Origin of the sequence: Rhizobium sp. CCGE531, from assembly GCF_003627795.1 — a bacterium.
Lineage (GTDB): Bacteria > Pseudomonadota > Alphaproteobacteria > Rhizobiales > Rhizobiaceae > Rhizobium.
Map to the genome: position 1 here is coordinate 645,859 of NZ_CP032686.1, position 14,810 is coordinate 660,668.

Below are 14,810 nucleotides of genomic sequence, written 5' to 3' on the forward strand. Positions count from 1 at the left end.
CCAGTGTCATCTTAGCAACAATCTGGTGATGTGGATGTGCCTTCAATCGCCACAGAATTTGCGAGCAGCCACATAATGTGATGCTTGTCCGTGATGAGAATATACGATCTGCTCGACCTGGCTTGTTGGTGAGTAATTCCTGTTTCAGCCTTACTTAACAAAGCATTGCCGCAGATGCGTCAACTATCAAAAATAATTTTGCGGTGCAGCATAACCGGTTATATCGATGGGGTTAACAAAGTATTGCAATCGTCCCGCTCCCGTAATTGATTGCGGCAGATTTCGAAACACCGGGAGCCAGACCTATGGACGACTTGCGCAATTCGACGGTAGACCACGAAGCTTTCTCGCGTAATTTCGCATCAAGCGGCCGGGACTCGGGCAATGCAGCCGATATCAGTGCCAATCAACCGCTGCCGTTGTCGCGAAATGCAGATGTTGTAGCCTTCGAGATGGCGCAGGCTGAGGAGCAACAGGCGAATGGCAAGGCGGGGCGACTTGCCGCGAACGAGCCGCAAAATGCTCCCGCCGCGGCGCCGACCCATATCGTGCCGGATCAGGGCAATATCGTCCATCTACCGCCGAACACCTCTATCGACGACATCCACGTCGAAGGGCGCAACCTTGTTCTGATCCAGGCCGACGGTACGCGCATTGTCATTATCAATGGAGCGCTGCACGTTCCAACCTTCCTGATTGGTGAAGTCACGCTGCCGCAACAGGCCATCGTCGCCGCGCTGCAGCAGCAGGGCATCAGCGTCGCTGAAGGTCCCGATGGCTCGGTTCACGCCGGCAATAGCACGGATTCCGGCCACCAGTTCACGGACAGCCAGGCCGGGAATGCCCGCACACCGTTGAATCTGCTAGGTCTCCTCGGTCCCGGCGATGTAATCGGCAGCGGTAGCGGCGGTCCAGGAACTCAAGATAACAATCGCGGCAGTGCCCAGGTCACTCAAACCGTGCAACCGGTCGCTCCCTTGACTGCTGCGGCGGACACGGGCTCGCTGCAGTCCGGTGCGACGACCTCGTCGGATGCGGCGCATGGGGTACTTGCGAATGATGTCACAACCGTCGGCGGCCTCCAGGTAGTCGGTGTGACAGCGGGCAACGCGACCGCGGCGCAGTCGGCAAATGTCGACAGCGCGATCGCGACGACGCTTGGAACATTGACACTGCATGCGGACGGCTCTTACAGCTATCATGCCAATCCGAACGAGAGCGGCACGGACACCTTCACCTACACGGTCAGGGACGCTAACGGTACGCTCTCGACGACGACGCTGACCTTCACGGTGACGGACGGCCGCACGAACCAGCCGGAGACGGCGGATCCGGCAAAGTTGTCGGAAGCCAATCTTCCGGGTGGCACCGCGCCGTCGGAAACGGCCGCGACGGCGCACGGCAGCATTACGCTTGCCGATCCTGACGCCCCGCATATCACCAGCGTTCTCGATGCCAAGGGGAGCTCGGTTACAGTCGATGCCAATGGCACGACGACCGTCCAGGGCTCCTACGGCACGCTGTCGATCGACGCGGACGGCAAGTACAGCTACACGCTGACGACAGCCGGCGTCCATGCCGGTGGCGAGCAAGAGACGTTCACCTATACGGTGACGGATCAATACGGCAACACGACCACCTCGACCCTCAGTTTCACCATTGCCGATGATACGCCGATCGTCATGGCAGATACCGGCGCGTTGCAGTCCGGCGCGACGGCCACTGCCGATGCAGCGTCGGGCGTGCTTGCCAATGATGTGGCGGGCGCCGACGGCGGCCTCCAGGTGGTCGGTGTGACAGCGGGCAACGCGACAGCGGCGCAATCGGCGAATGTCGACAGCGCGATCGCCACGACGCTTGGAACGCTGACGCTGCATGCGGACGGCTCCTACAGCTACCATGCCAATCCGAATGAGAGCGGCACGGACACCTTCACCTATACGATCAAGGATGCCGACGGCAGCCTGTCGACGACGACACTGACCTTCACGGTGACGGACGGCCGCACGAGCCAGCCTGAGACGGCCGATGGCACGGCACTCTCAGAGGCAAATCTTCCCGGCGGAACCGCGCCGTCGGAATCGGCTGTTACGGCGCATGGCAGCATCACGCTCGCCGATCCGGATACTCCGCATATCACCAGCGTTCTGGATGCCAAGGAGAGCTCGGTTACGGTCGGTGCCAGCGGCACGACAATGATCCAGGGTTCCTACGGCACGCTGACGATCGATGCGGACGGCAAGTACAGCTATACGCTGACGACGGCGGGCGTTCATGCCGGCGGCGAGCAGGAGACGTTCAGCTATACGGTAACGGATGCGCACGGCAACACCACGACGTCGACGCTGAGCTTCACCATTGCAGATGACGCACCGATTGCCGTGGCGGACACCGGTTCGCTGCAGTCCGGCGTGACGGCCTCGGCCGATGCGGCGCATGGCGTGCTTGTCAATGACCTGACGGGTGCCGACGGCAATCTTCAGGTGGTCGGCGTTGCCGCCGGCAGCACGACTGCGGCACAGTCGGACCATGTCGGCACCGCGATCGTCACGACGCTTGGAACGCTGACACTGAATGCCGATGGCTCCTACAGCTATCATGCCAATCCGAACGAGAGCGGCACGGACACCTTCACCTATACGGTCAAGGATGCCGACGGCAGCCTGTCGACGACGACGCTGACCTTCACGGTCACGGACGGCCGCACGAGCCAGCCTGAGACGGCGGATCCGACGCAGCTGTCGGAAGCCAACCTCCCGACCGGCACGGCGCCGTCGGAATCGGCTGTTACGGCACAGGGTAGCATTACGCTTGCCGATCCGGACAGTCCGCATATCACCGGCGTCACCAACAGCCATGGCGATGCGGCCACGGCCGATCCGAAGAGCGGCGACTGGCAGATCCAGGGTTCCTACGGCACGCTGACGATCGACGCGGACGGCAAATACAGCTACACGCTGACGACAGCCGGCGTCCATGCCGGTGGCGAGCAGGAGACGTTCACTTATACGGTCACGGATCAATACGGCAACACGACCACCTCGACCCTCAGCTTCACCATTGCCGATGATGCGCCGGCGGTCGGAGGCGTGGATGTCGTCTCCATCAGCGAGCATGACTTGGTGGTCGCCGACAGCACGACGGTATCCGGTTCGCTCGGGATCATCGCCTTCGGTGCCGATGGTCCTGCAACCAGCAACAGCGTTGCTTTCAACGGCGCGGCACCCGTGGATGCCGACGGTAATCCGCTCGTTCTGAGCTCTCATGGCGAGGCCGTTCACTTCGTCGTGGTTGGTGCGACCCTCTACGGCTACACGGGCGATGCCCCAGCCTCGGGCGCGGCACCGGCCTTAAGCCAGCTGGTCTTCGAGGTGGGCCTGGCGGGTCCCAACGGCACGCACACGACGGGCTCCTACGAATTCACGCTTTATAGGCCGCTGGACGATGGCGACAGCACGAACAACCTCTCCGACCTCAAGCTAACCTTTAGCTACACGGCGACGGATGCCGATGGCTCGCACAATACGGGAAACTTCACGGTCGATGTGATTGACGATGTGCCGGTCACCGGAGCGCCGGTCCCCGATCAGACGCTCACCGAGGACAATCTGGTGTCGGCTTCGGGATCACTTGTCAGCGGCGGCATCAGTACTGGCGACGTCGAGCTGAATTTCTCCTTCGGCGCGGATGGCTCGGCAAAAACCGCGGTTACATTCGTCAGCCAGACGGCGATGTCAAATATCATTCTGACCGATGGCGCCAGTCATGTGCTTGATTTGTCGCATCTCACGTCAGGCGGAAATGCATTGCAATATTCCCTGAGCAGCGACGGCACACTGCTCACAGCCTATTATTCCTCGCAGGGGAATGAAGTAACGGTCTTTACCGTTGCACTGTCTGAAAATGGAGCTCACGCCAGCGGCGCCTATAATTTCACACTCTACAGGCCGATCAGCGACCTTGATGCGACCGATTTCAAACTAAGTTTTGCGGTAGTCGGTCATGATGGTGACGGCGATACAACGGCAATATTCCAATCGTTTTCGGTTGATATCCATAACAACCTGCCCACTGCAAACAACTGGTCCCTTACCACGAATGCGGCGCCGGGTGAGACGATTATCATTCCAACGGCGGCGCTCTTGTGGGAGGCGTCCGGAGCCCATCACGCGGACCTTTCTATTGCCGCAATCATGGGATCGGTCGCCACCCTGAACGGGGATAGCGTCACGATCCCGGTCTCCGGCCATCCCGAGTCGTTCGACTATGCCGTTACGGATGGAATTCATCAGACGGTTGCCACTGTGAGCATCGATAGCCATTGGACGACAACGGGTACCGTCGCGAACGAGATTTTCGTGGCTGCGCACAGTGGCGATGGCTATACGATCATTGGCGGTCTTGGAAATGATGTCCTGATCGGCTCGGCAAACACTGCCGAGAATATTCTCTATGGTGACGGGACTTCGGAAACGGCCCAGGACGGCAATGACCTTTTGATCGGTGGCATCAACTCGACCAATATCATGTATGGTGGGGGTGGAGATGACACGCTCATCGGTGCCGAACATGCGCTCAATAGAATGTATGGCGGTAGCGGCAACAACACGCTTATCGGCGCGGCGAATGCAACGAACGAGATGCACGGCGGCAGTGGCAACGACTTCCTGTCCGGTGGAGACTACGCGACGAACACGATGGATGGTGGAGATGGTGACAATACCTTCGTCGCCGGTCTGTTCTCCGTGAATACAATGATCGGCGGCAGCGGAAACGATACCTTCAAGCTTATCGAAAACTCGTTCAACACGGTCGCCGGTGGCGGAGGCAACAACACGCTCGACTTTTCTCGTTTCAGCCATGGGATAGAGATCACTTTAGCGCACAGTAGCACCGTCACCCACTTCGATATCTCAGGTGGCGGCCTGGATTACTCGGACATCAGCGGAATTATCGGAACACCCTATGACGACGTCATCATTGGGAGCGATCACTCCGACTATCTCTTCGGCGGCGCCGGAAACGATGTCCTGATCGGAGGCACGGGCAATGATACGTTGGATGGTGGCTCGGGTTTCAATGTGATGACGGGTGGAGCGGGCGCCGACACATTCATGATTGATGCCGCGGCCCTGAGCAAACTCGACCCGGCTGACATCATAACGGATTTTCATCCCGCCACCGAAGGGGATGTGCTCGATGTGACGGGTTTGATTGATGCCCTCATCAAACAGGATGGCTTGTCTCAAGGAAACGCACTTAATCACTTGACTGCCGTCGTCGATGACAAAACCAACACCACAACGATCTCCGTGCAAACTACGACGGAAACCCACGCGGTTGTCACATTGCAGAATTTCACTCCCGATGCCGCTGGCGTGAAGATCCTGTACAATCACGACGAGCACGCGCTTGCCACCGCTCACACGGGGTAAGTCTTGCCCCAAGTTGAGGCGCGGCCAATTCGCGCGTGGCGTCCCGGGTAGGGAAGGAGCCGCGAATGTGAGTCCATGCCGACTATGGCAACCGCCTGATCGCCTGCGTTAAGGACCGGCGCTATATCCCGATTGGCAGCAGGGGGTGAGGTCTATGGCGGCCGGCTGGTCGCCGGACGAAGCCGCCATTGGGCGACGGACACCACAGTGGCGAAATCTACCCGTGTCATGACCGGATCGGCCGTGCGCTGATCTGGCCAGCTCACAGCGGATCGAGCCTTTGGCGGCAAGCGAGCCCACGATGCCATCGCGAAGCGAAAACCTCCTGGATATTTGGGATCAGGTCCCGGCTATCCAGTAGACAGCAAAAACCAGGAGCACCCACAAGAGTGTGGAAACCAGGATGGCTAGCAGGAGATATTTCAGGCGATTCGTCATGGCGCAACGATAGTGACCGTTTGTGCAGTCTTCACACTAGATGCCTCGATATGATTAATGATTGATAAAGGCCTGGCGGTCGCGGTCGCACCCGGCGCTCTGAATGTGCTGCAGACTGGTTCATCTGACCTTGTCGATTTCATGCTGGGAGGGCCGTGCGCCGTTTTAGAGAGAGTCCAAGGCCGGTAGGGGACGCCACACTCGCGACAAGCCGAAGGCTTCGATGCGCTTGGCCCAACATGAAGAGGGCCATATTTTGACGATCAAAGATCGTCGGTGCATCTTCCTTGTCGCCTCGAATCCTGAAACAGTAATCAACGGGGGCTGTGTTTGATAAGGATTGTACGGTGCGCAACACCATCCCCAGGAAAATCTATCGCCGAGTCCGCAATTTGCCATCCGAGTTGGCGTTGTGGGTGATCAACCGACCCACGATCGAGGCCAGGCTTCGCACCTCGTATGATCGAGCGCGCATTGACCATTTGTCGAGCCTGCCGAAGCTATACGACCAAGATGCCGCGATTGTGGAGAGACTGAACAGCGATGGCGTGTGCGTTACCGAGCTGTCGTCGCTCGGCCTGCCGCTCAACAATGAGATGTTCGCTTCCGCGCGGCTGATCGCCAAAACCTATGAGCAGCGTGTGCGACAAAATGTTTACGATGGCTGGGAGACGATCACGGCGACGCCGGACGAGATTATGAGCAATCCTGCCATTTTCCTCTGGGGGCTGAATCAACGCCTGTTGAACATTGTCGAGGCCTATCTCGGTCTTCCAGTCGCCTACGACGGAATGAACATGTTTTACACCATTGCGGATGGCCGCCAGATTGGCACGCGGAAGTGGCATCGAGACCGCGAGGATCGGAGAATGGTCAAGATCGCGGTCTATTGCAATGATGTCGATGAGGGCAGCGGCCCCTTGCAGGTCGTCCGCCCGAACGTCGTTACAGGCGATCTGGCGGATAAATTTACCTATCCCGCACTCAGTCAGCAATTGCTTGAGGCAAGGCTCGGTGGTCCTGTCATCGATCGCGACGTCGTCACCTGCACCGGCCCGGCGGGAACGGTCATCTTCAGTGACACGGCCAGCCAGTACCACCGCGGCAAACCTGCCACGTCGCGCGACCGTTGTGCGATCTTTTATAATTACTTCTCACGCAGCCCGCGGCATCCGTTCTTCTGCGAACGATCCGGTCTATCCCGCAGCCAGATCGCTGAATTTTCTCATGCACTGACGCCGGAACAGAAGAGTTGCATCAATTGGCGCGATAATTTGCCCAAAGCTGTCCGTCTCATCCCTCGGAATATAGCCTGAACGGCTATGGTCATGTGAGCCTCCACCGACGGACTTGATGTGCGAATGTGGGTCTTGTCCCACGCTACATTGGATAGCGTGATAAGCAGAATTGGAACGGTTGGACCGGCCACGTTGCATTCATTTTCTGATTGACGCAGGCGAAATATCAAGCCGGCACCAGCTGCCTATCGACGAGCACTCAGCCGTCCGAGCTCTACGGTCGCGAAGCGTAAGGCGGCGCCGGACGCCGCAGCCTAGGGCCGGTAGGCCATGACCGTTACCCAGTCGACGATCATCGACTGTGGCAAGACGTTGTCAACCGGTTGACCCGGCCAATCGCCCCCAATTGCGACGTTCAAGATCATGTAGAAGGGCTGATCGTCGAAGACCCATTTCTGCCCGCGTTGGAGTTTACTGGCTTCGGCAGTCTTGAAGAGCTTGCCGTCGAAAAACCATTGGATTCGCCCCGGCGTCCATTCGATCGCGTAATTGTGAAAATCATCGGCGAGAGCCCCATCAGCCACGTATTCGCCAGGGCTGGAATAGCCCGGTGCATGAAGGTTGGCGAACACGGTCCCGGGGTTTACGCCAATATTTTCGACGACATCGATCTCGCCGTTCGCGGGCCATTGCCCGGCATTGCCCATCAACCAGAAGGCCGGCAACAATCCCGGACCACGCACTATCCTGGCCCGGATTTCAAAACGACCATATTTCGCGCTGAACCGACCCTTCGTCTTGATCCTGCCGGACGTATAACGTCCATCGGGCTCCTTGCGTGCGGTGATCACGAGGTGTCCCAGGCCATCCAGCCGCACATTGTCCGCACTGTTTGTATAGGTCTGCTTCTCGTTGTTCCCCCAGAGAGCATTTCCGTAACCCAGATCATATTCCCACTTGGCGGGATCGGGTCGTCCCGCTGGTCCATTGAAGTCGTCCCGCCACACTGTCTCATAGGAACCGGCCGCCACGGATGACGCCATGGCCGTTGAAACGGCGAGGACGACTAAAAAGCGGCTAATCAAAGTCGGCATTCCGAACAGCCCTGCCCAAAGCAGTGCGGGCGTCTTCGAACGGCCTTCGCTCAGCTTGCCTGATCGAGACATCGTGATAGATGTTGAAGGAGAGGAGTTTCGGTACATGCTGTATATTGTCTTTGTCATCTGGCTGCTTGGCTTGATCGCCATCACTCTTGGCTTCCTGCTCTTGTCAAGCTCTGACGAGAAAAAGCGCGTATCACCCTGGAAGATGTTTCTTGCCTATGTGTTCTGGCCCGTCACCCTCATTGCCGCGATCCTGCAGTCCTTGCGTTCCCGGTCAATGTAGGTGCCTCATGATTTCCCGGGTCGATCAGGATGCTGGCCAGGGATGAGCAAGGTGGCCGAGCTCGTGTGTCGAGGTACCTCGTTCGCATATTCACGCCCGATTAACCCATTATCGATGTCAGGGCTGCGGTAGGCATATTGGTAAGATGTTGAAGCTAGCATCCATCGCCGTATAGTGATGCCCCTTGATTGAGGAAAACGGTATTGAGCTCGAGATTGAAAAACCTGCTGATGGCGGTTGGTGTTGCCGTTACGATGTGGGGTGGGATCATTGGCACCGGCAAGTGGATGTTCGATCAGATTCAGCCGGGAATTGATCAACAGCAAACTGCAAGCACACGATAGTCTTGCCCGGACAGCCGAGGAAATTGAAAATGCCGGCGATACACAGCAATAGCCAAACCTATTTTATTTATATATATAGAATATAACATATTCTTGTAATAATAGTGTGTGCTAAAACTAGCTTAGTACAGGCAAGCGAAGTTATACAATATTTTATTAATGGACCTGCCAAGTCTCTCTTGAATATCCGCGCGACTTGATCTTAGAAGAATTTATTCGGCATCTGGGCAGATGCATTGATCAAGCGCGTAATCCTCTCGGCAATTGCAAGGATCATTCAGGATGGCTCCCAAGAAGGTTCGTAAGGCAGTATTCCCGGTTGCCGGACTAGGGACGCGGTTCCTGCCGGCGACCAAGGCGGTGCCGAAGGAAATGCTGACTGTCGTGGACAAGCCGGTGATCCAATACGTCGTCGACGAGGCGATGGAAGCGGGCATCGAGCATTTCGTGTTCGTGACGGGCCGCAGCAAGCACGTCATCGAAGATTATTTCGATATCCAGTTCGAGCTCGAGCATACGCTGCGCCAGCGCAACAAGAATGCCGAACTGTCGCTATTGAACGGCCTGCTGCCGAAGGCGGGTACGGCGAGCTTCACGCGCCAGCAGGAACCGCTCGGCCTCGGCCACGCCGTCTGGTGTGCCCGCGAGATCGTCGGCGACGAGCCCTTCGCGCTTCTGCTGCCCGACATGGTCATGCGCGCCGAAAAGGGCTGCATGAGGGGCATGATCGAGCTTTACGAGCATAGCGGCGGCAATGTCATCGCCGTCGAGGAATGTGCGCCTGACCAGACCCATAAATACGGGATCGTCGGCGTCGGTGAGACGATCGGCAATGGCTTCCGCATCACCGAGATGGTCGAAAAGCCGGCCAAGGGTACGGCTCCGTCCAACTTCTTCATCAACGGCCGTTACATCCTGCAGCCGGAAATCTTCCGTATCCTTGAAAGCCAGGAGCGCGGCGCTGGCAACGAGATCCAGCTGACCGACGGCATGCTGAAGCTCGCGCAGACGCAGGATTTCGCCGGCTATCACTTTGAGGGCCAGACCTTCGACTGTGGCGCAAAGGATGGCTTCATCCTCGCCAACGTCGCTTTCTCACTGGCGCGCGCGGACATCCGCCCGACCATCGAAAACGAGCTGAAGGCGCTGATCGAGGGCGGCTGAGGCTGGGATTGAACTGATAGTCTTAGAAAAGCGCTTCTCTGATCGTATTGGGGCGCTTTGCAATCATTTTCTCGATAAAGCTGCGCCTGCAGTTCGGCGGCTTTATCTTGGTTTTCGCATACCTTTGGATGCGTAGCCCCGTCGCATAAGAACGATGATCTTCCGAATATAAGTAAATTCTGTAACTCTTTGCCTCATAGAGCCGGCGGTTCTCAGACCATTACTGCCACTGTTGTATTAGTTTTATACGATAATCGTAAGGCAAGTTTTATTGAGGTTCCCTAACCAGTAGAGGCAACAAATAAATTGTGACCAAAATTGGTATTTGCGCGGTGCATTTAAAAATGGACGGTCCTTAGCACTTGCAAAAAAATCTGTTCTTGAGTTATTAATCCCCTTAACAATTTGATAACCATGGTGGGCAGGTGTTCTCGGCCTGAGTTTGCATTATTTCCATATTTCCGGGGTATTTGTATGATAGCTAACATTCAGCGAGTCATTATCGGGGGTGTTCCAACCGATTGCGTCTCGCGTGCTGACTTGGTTGGATTGATGCTTGCGAGTAAGCCACATGGCAGCAACACCGCGAAGTTATTATTCGACATCAATGGCCAGGGGTTGGCGCTATGTCTTTTCGACAAGACTTACCGCGCTCATCTCAATTCTGCAGATATCGTACATGCTGATGGACAGCCTCTTGTCACTGCATCGAGATTGCTGACAAATACTCCGGTTCCAGAGCGTAGCGCGACGACGGATCTCTTCCATGACGTCGCATCAGCTGCGCAGAAGAGTGGGAAAGCATTCTTTCTTCTCGGAGGCACCGAGGAGGTCGTACATGCTTGTGCGGATGCGATGCGTAAGCTTTATCCCGGATTGCGGATCGCCGGAATGCGCAATGGCTACTTCTCCGAAGCGGACGAAGCGGACGTTTGTGCCGAAATCAATGCCTCAGGTGCTGACATAGTGTGGGTCGGTCTCGGCAAGCCGAAAGAGCAGGCTTTCTGTGTGCGAAACCAGGATCGACTTCAGGCGGACTGGCTGGTTACCTGCGGTGGTTGCTTCAACTATGTGACTGGTGCCTACGGTCGTGCTCCCATGTGGATGCAGCAAACGGGAACGGAATGGCTGCATAGGATGCTGACCCAACCAAGGAAATTGTTCTGGCGTTATCTCTCGACAACGCCAATCGCACTTGTGCTTTTGTTGCTGCGTACCACCGAACAGAATACCGTCCAGCTTCGATCGACTAGTTGACAAACAGGATCTGTCAGCGGCTCGGCTAGTTCAGTCTAATACCTAAGCCGATGTCACAGAAGTACCGCTCGCATTAACCACTTATTAATATTCGAAGTGACTTCAATCGTGGGATTGTATAATAAATTCAAATGTATAATGCACATTTCATGATGGAGTTTCCAGTGTTCACTGTAGTGCAAAATCAGGACGCGCCTGATCAATTTGCGCCGGGTTTGGCGACCTCTGGTAAAAGCCATTCGTCCGATATTGTGTCTTCTAGAATTCAAGCCGACCTTACTAGGCGCCGCTGGCATTTCGCCTGCAAGCGTGCCATGGATATCTCTATTTCTGCGGCTGCACTTCTTATACTTGCTCCACTGCTGGTGGTTATCGCTCTTGCCATTCGCCTGGAGAGCAAGGGTTCGCCACTCTTTGCGCAGATGCGCTGGGGAAAAAATGGAAAAAAGATTAGAGTTCTGAAATTCCGATCCATGCGCACGGAACTTGGGGATCCAACGGGCGTGGCACAGACGGTACGCGGGGATCCGAGAATTACGAAAGTCGGAGCGTTCCTGAGACGCACGAATCTCGACGAACTCCCCCAGATCTGGAATGTCTTGCGCGGCGACATGTCTTTGGTTGGACCACGCTGCCATGCCATTGGAATGTTGGCTGGAGGCATGCTTTATGAAGAGCTGGTTGTCGAATACCACAAGCGGCACGCCGTACGACCGGGGTTGACCGGTTTGGCACAGATGCGCGGCTTGCGTGGTCCGACAGATCGCCCGGCGAAAGCGCGGGCGCGTATCGCATCAGATCTCTTTTACATCGAAAACTTTTCGATTGGTCTCGACATCAAGATCTTGTTTGGCACTTTGTTGTCTGAGCTGAGGGGCGGACAGGGCTTTTAGGGGCTGCCCGCCTTGTCTGTGTTGAGGCATGTCACCACGTCAATCATGTGCAGATAGGGCACTTAAGCCAAAACTGCCATGACGCGAAGCATTGAATTCTGGAATAACTCCCCTGATTTAGTCCCGTCCGGATAGAATTCCCATATAAATGCGAAATAGTTAGTGCTTTGCCTGAGGCCGTGGTTGCCTTCGGTTGTTGCGTTCAGCGCCGGCCGACCCATAGATCAGTCAATTTGTGATGTTGCACGAAAGAGCGCTTGCTCGTAAGCGCCGGGTTTCGACCGGTTGCCGACAAGACAATTGCACGCTCGCCTGGTGGGGCAGGGGTGTCTACATATCCGCTCTTCTTCTGATTGTGAAAATGGTCTGCCGTGGCGCCTCCACCTACTTCGGTCGGAGTTGCCGTCGTCGTTCATCGGCAACGCTCTCGTGAGATATCGCCGAATGACCCCCAACCAGATTGCGAAAGTCTGTTTTGACCCTGTGATGACGCTCGCGGTCATCGCTTCGATAAAGGTTACTTGTTAACTGTCAGCAGACCCGTTTGGATCGCTCGCGTGGCAACGAGGGTCGATCCTTCAGCGGTCAAATGTCCATAGTCCCATTGTACCGGGACCCCTTCGGTCAATGTCGTACAGGCGTCGCCGTTTTCCGGACAAAGCAGCGAATAAGTCGAAACATAGGATGCGCCCGCAGCTGTAACTGCATGGGCGAGTTCTTCGTCTGTGCCTCTCTGTTCATTGTTGCGCGCCGTCACAAGGATGGAGGTATCGTTTCTCCAGTCAGACTGGCCAAGAAGCCGCGGAAGGGGATGGTAGTATTCGACGATCGGGCCAAAAACGACGATCTTGCCGACCTTGCCACGCAACATTTCCAGTGTGCGGCTGACATCGGGCGTATCCTGCCTTATCCACCTTGCGGAAAGAACCAGGATGTCGATCGGCTGACGCTGTAGGTATTCATCAAAGACCATGTTCATGAGCTGGACACAGCCGCGTTCCCCCCGTGCGCCAAGGACAGGTTTGCATCCGGTGGCCGTCGCCTGCATCACGTTCATGTCCCTCATCGCGCCATTGAGGCCCGACCAAAGATGGGCGGCATGGCTATCGCCGACAATGAGGACGTTCGGTTTCGTCGTCGACGCGTTGAGACATGCTTGGTTCTGAAAATCAGCAATGGAATCAATGTGGCCGAACATGAAGCACGTTCCGAGGCGATAGACGGGATTTTCGTCGTAGTCGAGATAGGCTGCCAGGCGTTCACCTTCGTTGAAGGGCTGGTGAACGGACAGTAACAAGGTTGCGGTTGCCGCAGCGCAGAGCATGATCGTCCCAACGAGCGCTCCAGTCCATATCGGCAAACGGTTTCTGACAATTCGACGAGTTCTGAAAGGCTGTTCGACATAGCGCCATGATAGTGCCCCGATCAGCGTGATCGCGACGCATAATACTGCGGCCTCTTTCACGTTCAGCAGTTGCCCGGTCGAGAGCTGATAGTAGATAAGAACGGGCCAGTGCCAGAGGTAGACGGAATATGAGATCTTGCCGAACCAGACAAAGGCGGAGCTGGCCAGAAGATTATTGACGACTGTCTTGTTGCGGCTGCCGAAGAATATGATGATCGCCACGGCCAGGCAGGGCGCGACTGCGTAAAAGCCCGGAAACGCGAGACCAGAATGAAACTTCACCGCACAGGCAAGCAGAAGCGCAAAAGCGATCGCCGTCGCGAGTTCGGCAATCCTCCGACTGAACATAACCGTTGGAACGAAGGCAAACAGCGCCCCGATCAGAAGCTCCCAGGCCCGGGTCATCGGAAAATAATAGGCATAGTCCCGATTGATATAGGCAAGAGCGACGCCCGCGCCGAGGCTCGTCAGAAGGATAGCACCGATCGTCCACTGCGCCGTTCGAACCGGACGACGGGTCAGCAGGACCATCAGCAGCGGGAAAATCAGGTAGAATTGTTCCTCGACGCCGAGTGACCAGGTATGCAGGAGCGGTTGTGAAAGCGTGTCGGCGCCGAAGTAGCCGTCTGATCCAAGCAGATAGAGATTGGATGCCGATAACAGCGCGGAAATCGCCGTTTCCGCCAGGGTCCGCAATTCAACCGGGAACAGGATGAAGGGAGCGATAGCCAGCGTCGCAGCGCTGACGCAAAAGAGTGCCGGTAAAATCCGCAGAATGCGTCGTTCATAAAAGGAACTGATGCGAAATGAACCGGCATCGAGATCAGTTCTAAGAAGTTGTGTGATCAGATAGCCGGAAATGACGAAAAAAACGTCTACTCCGATAAAGCCGCCTCGCAATGGCGTCACGCCGGTGTGGTAGAGAAGAACTAAACCAACGGCAACGGCCCTCAAACCGTCGATGTCGGGACGGTAGGCCCCCTTCATCGAGCTCCCAACGTCCTTGGTAATGTGAATAATTCTACCAGCTCCTTTATCCGTCTTTGGAGCAATTGTAGAATCGGGATCTGCTGTCAGCTGCTCATCATACATGATGTACGCCTTCTCTTCTCGGGCGACTGAGGTCTGTTACTGTCGCTAAAGGTCAAAAATTCTGATGAGCATATTGATGATTGTATTGTTGGCTTAGTATCAAAAATGAGCGTTGGCAGAAGTTCTGTTTTTGATTAGAGGAAACCACAACAATCGCA

9 protein-coding genes are annotated in these 14,810 nt (G+C 56.1%); 7 read left to right on the forward strand and 2 right to left on the reverse strand.

Annotation, left to right across the window (positions count from 1 at the left end):
* The first annotated feature begins 305 nt into the window (after positions 1-305).
* Together CCGE531_RS29350 and CCGE531_RS29355 are read left to right on the forward strand one after the other, a co-directional pair.
* Positions 306-5,435, forward strand: a complete 5,130-nt coding sequence (locus CCGE531_RS29350; RefSeq protein WP_120670388.1) for an Ig-like domain-containing protein — start codon at positions 306-308, stop codon at positions 5,433-5,435.
* A gap of 785 nt (positions 5,436-6,220) precedes the next feature.
* Positions 6,221-7,189 carry a hypothetical protein gene (locus CCGE531_RS29355; protein WP_162944076.1) on the forward strand — a complete coding sequence of 323 codons (969 nt, stop codon included), beginning with the start codon at positions 6,221-6,223 and terminating at the stop codon, positions 7,187-7,189.
* 236 nt (positions 7,190-7,425) lie between these two features.
* Here the strand turns inward: CCGE531_RS29355 and CCGE531_RS29360 are convergent, their stop codons facing one another.
* Entirely contained in the window at positions 7,426-8,142 is a 717-nt protein-coding gene (locus CCGE531_RS29360; protein ID WP_162944078.1) for a glycoside hydrolase family 16 protein, read from the reverse strand.
* A gap of 10 nt (positions 8,143-8,152) precedes the next feature.
* Between CCGE531_RS29360 and CCGE531_RS34525 the strand changes: the two genes are divergently transcribed.
* From CCGE531_RS34525 to CCGE531_RS29380, 5 genes are all read left to right on the forward strand, one after another.
* Positions 8,153-8,497 (forward strand): hypothetical protein, encoded by a 345-nt coding sequence (locus CCGE531_RS34525; RefSeq protein ID WP_162944080.1) that lies wholly within the window; start codon positions 8,153-8,155, stop codon positions 8,495-8,497.
* 215 nt (positions 8,498-8,712) lie between these two features.
* Positions 8,713-8,841: a hypothetical protein gene (locus CCGE531_RS35260; RefSeq protein WP_281024513.1), complete on the forward strand. Its 129-nt coding sequence runs from the start codon at positions 8,713-8,715 to the stop codon at positions 8,839-8,841.
* A 282-nt stretch (positions 8,842-9,123) separates the two neighbouring features.
* Positions 9,124-10,005: a UTP--glucose-1-phosphate uridylyltransferase GalU gene (galU, locus tag CCGE531_RS29370; RefSeq protein WP_120670396.1), complete on the forward strand. Its 882-nt coding sequence runs from the start codon at positions 9,124-9,126 to the stop codon at positions 10,003-10,005.
* Between the two features lie 552 nt (positions 10,006-10,557).
* Positions 10,558-11,262: a WecB/TagA/CpsF family glycosyltransferase gene (locus tag CCGE531_RS29375; RefSeq protein ID WP_245459441.1), complete on the forward strand. Its 705-nt coding sequence runs from the start codon at positions 10,558-10,560 to the stop codon at positions 11,260-11,262.
* Positions 11,263-11,426: 164 nt separating this feature from the next.
* Complete coding sequence (locus CCGE531_RS29380) at positions 11,427-12,155, forward strand: sugar transferase (RefSeq protein WP_348633041.1); 729 nt, start codon at positions 11,427-11,429, stop codon at positions 12,153-12,155.
* Positions 12,156-12,672: 517 nt separating this feature from the next.
* Here the strand turns inward: CCGE531_RS29380 and CCGE531_RS29385 are convergent.
* Positions 12,673-14,652 (reverse strand): acyltransferase family protein, encoded by a 1,980-nt coding sequence (locus tag CCGE531_RS29385; protein WP_120670400.1) that lies wholly within the window; start codon positions 14,650-14,652, stop codon positions 12,673-12,675.
* Positions 14,653-14,810: the final 158 nt, after the last annotated feature.

Bases quoted from the DNA above. Each gene is read 5' to 3' on its own strand.
- CCGE531_RS29350 (WP_120670388.1), top strand. From the start codon at position 306: ATGGACGACTTGCGCAATTCGACGGTAGACCACGAAGCTTTCTCGCGT.
- CCGE531_RS34525 (WP_162944080.1), top strand. From the start codon at position 8,153: ATGGCCGTTGAAACGGCGAGGACGACTAAAAAGCGGCTAATCAAAGTC.
- galU (WP_120670396.1), top strand. From the start codon at position 9,124: ATGGCTCCCAAGAAGGTTCGTAAGGCAGTATTCCCGGTTGCCGGACTA.
- CCGE531_RS29375 (WP_245459441.1), top strand. From the start codon at position 10,558: ATGCTTGCGAGTAAGCCACATGGCAGCAACACCGCGAAGTTATTATTC.
- CCGE531_RS29385 (WP_120670400.1), bottom strand. From the start codon at position 14,652: ATGTATGATGAGCAGCTGACAGCAGATCCCGATTCTACAATTGCTCCA.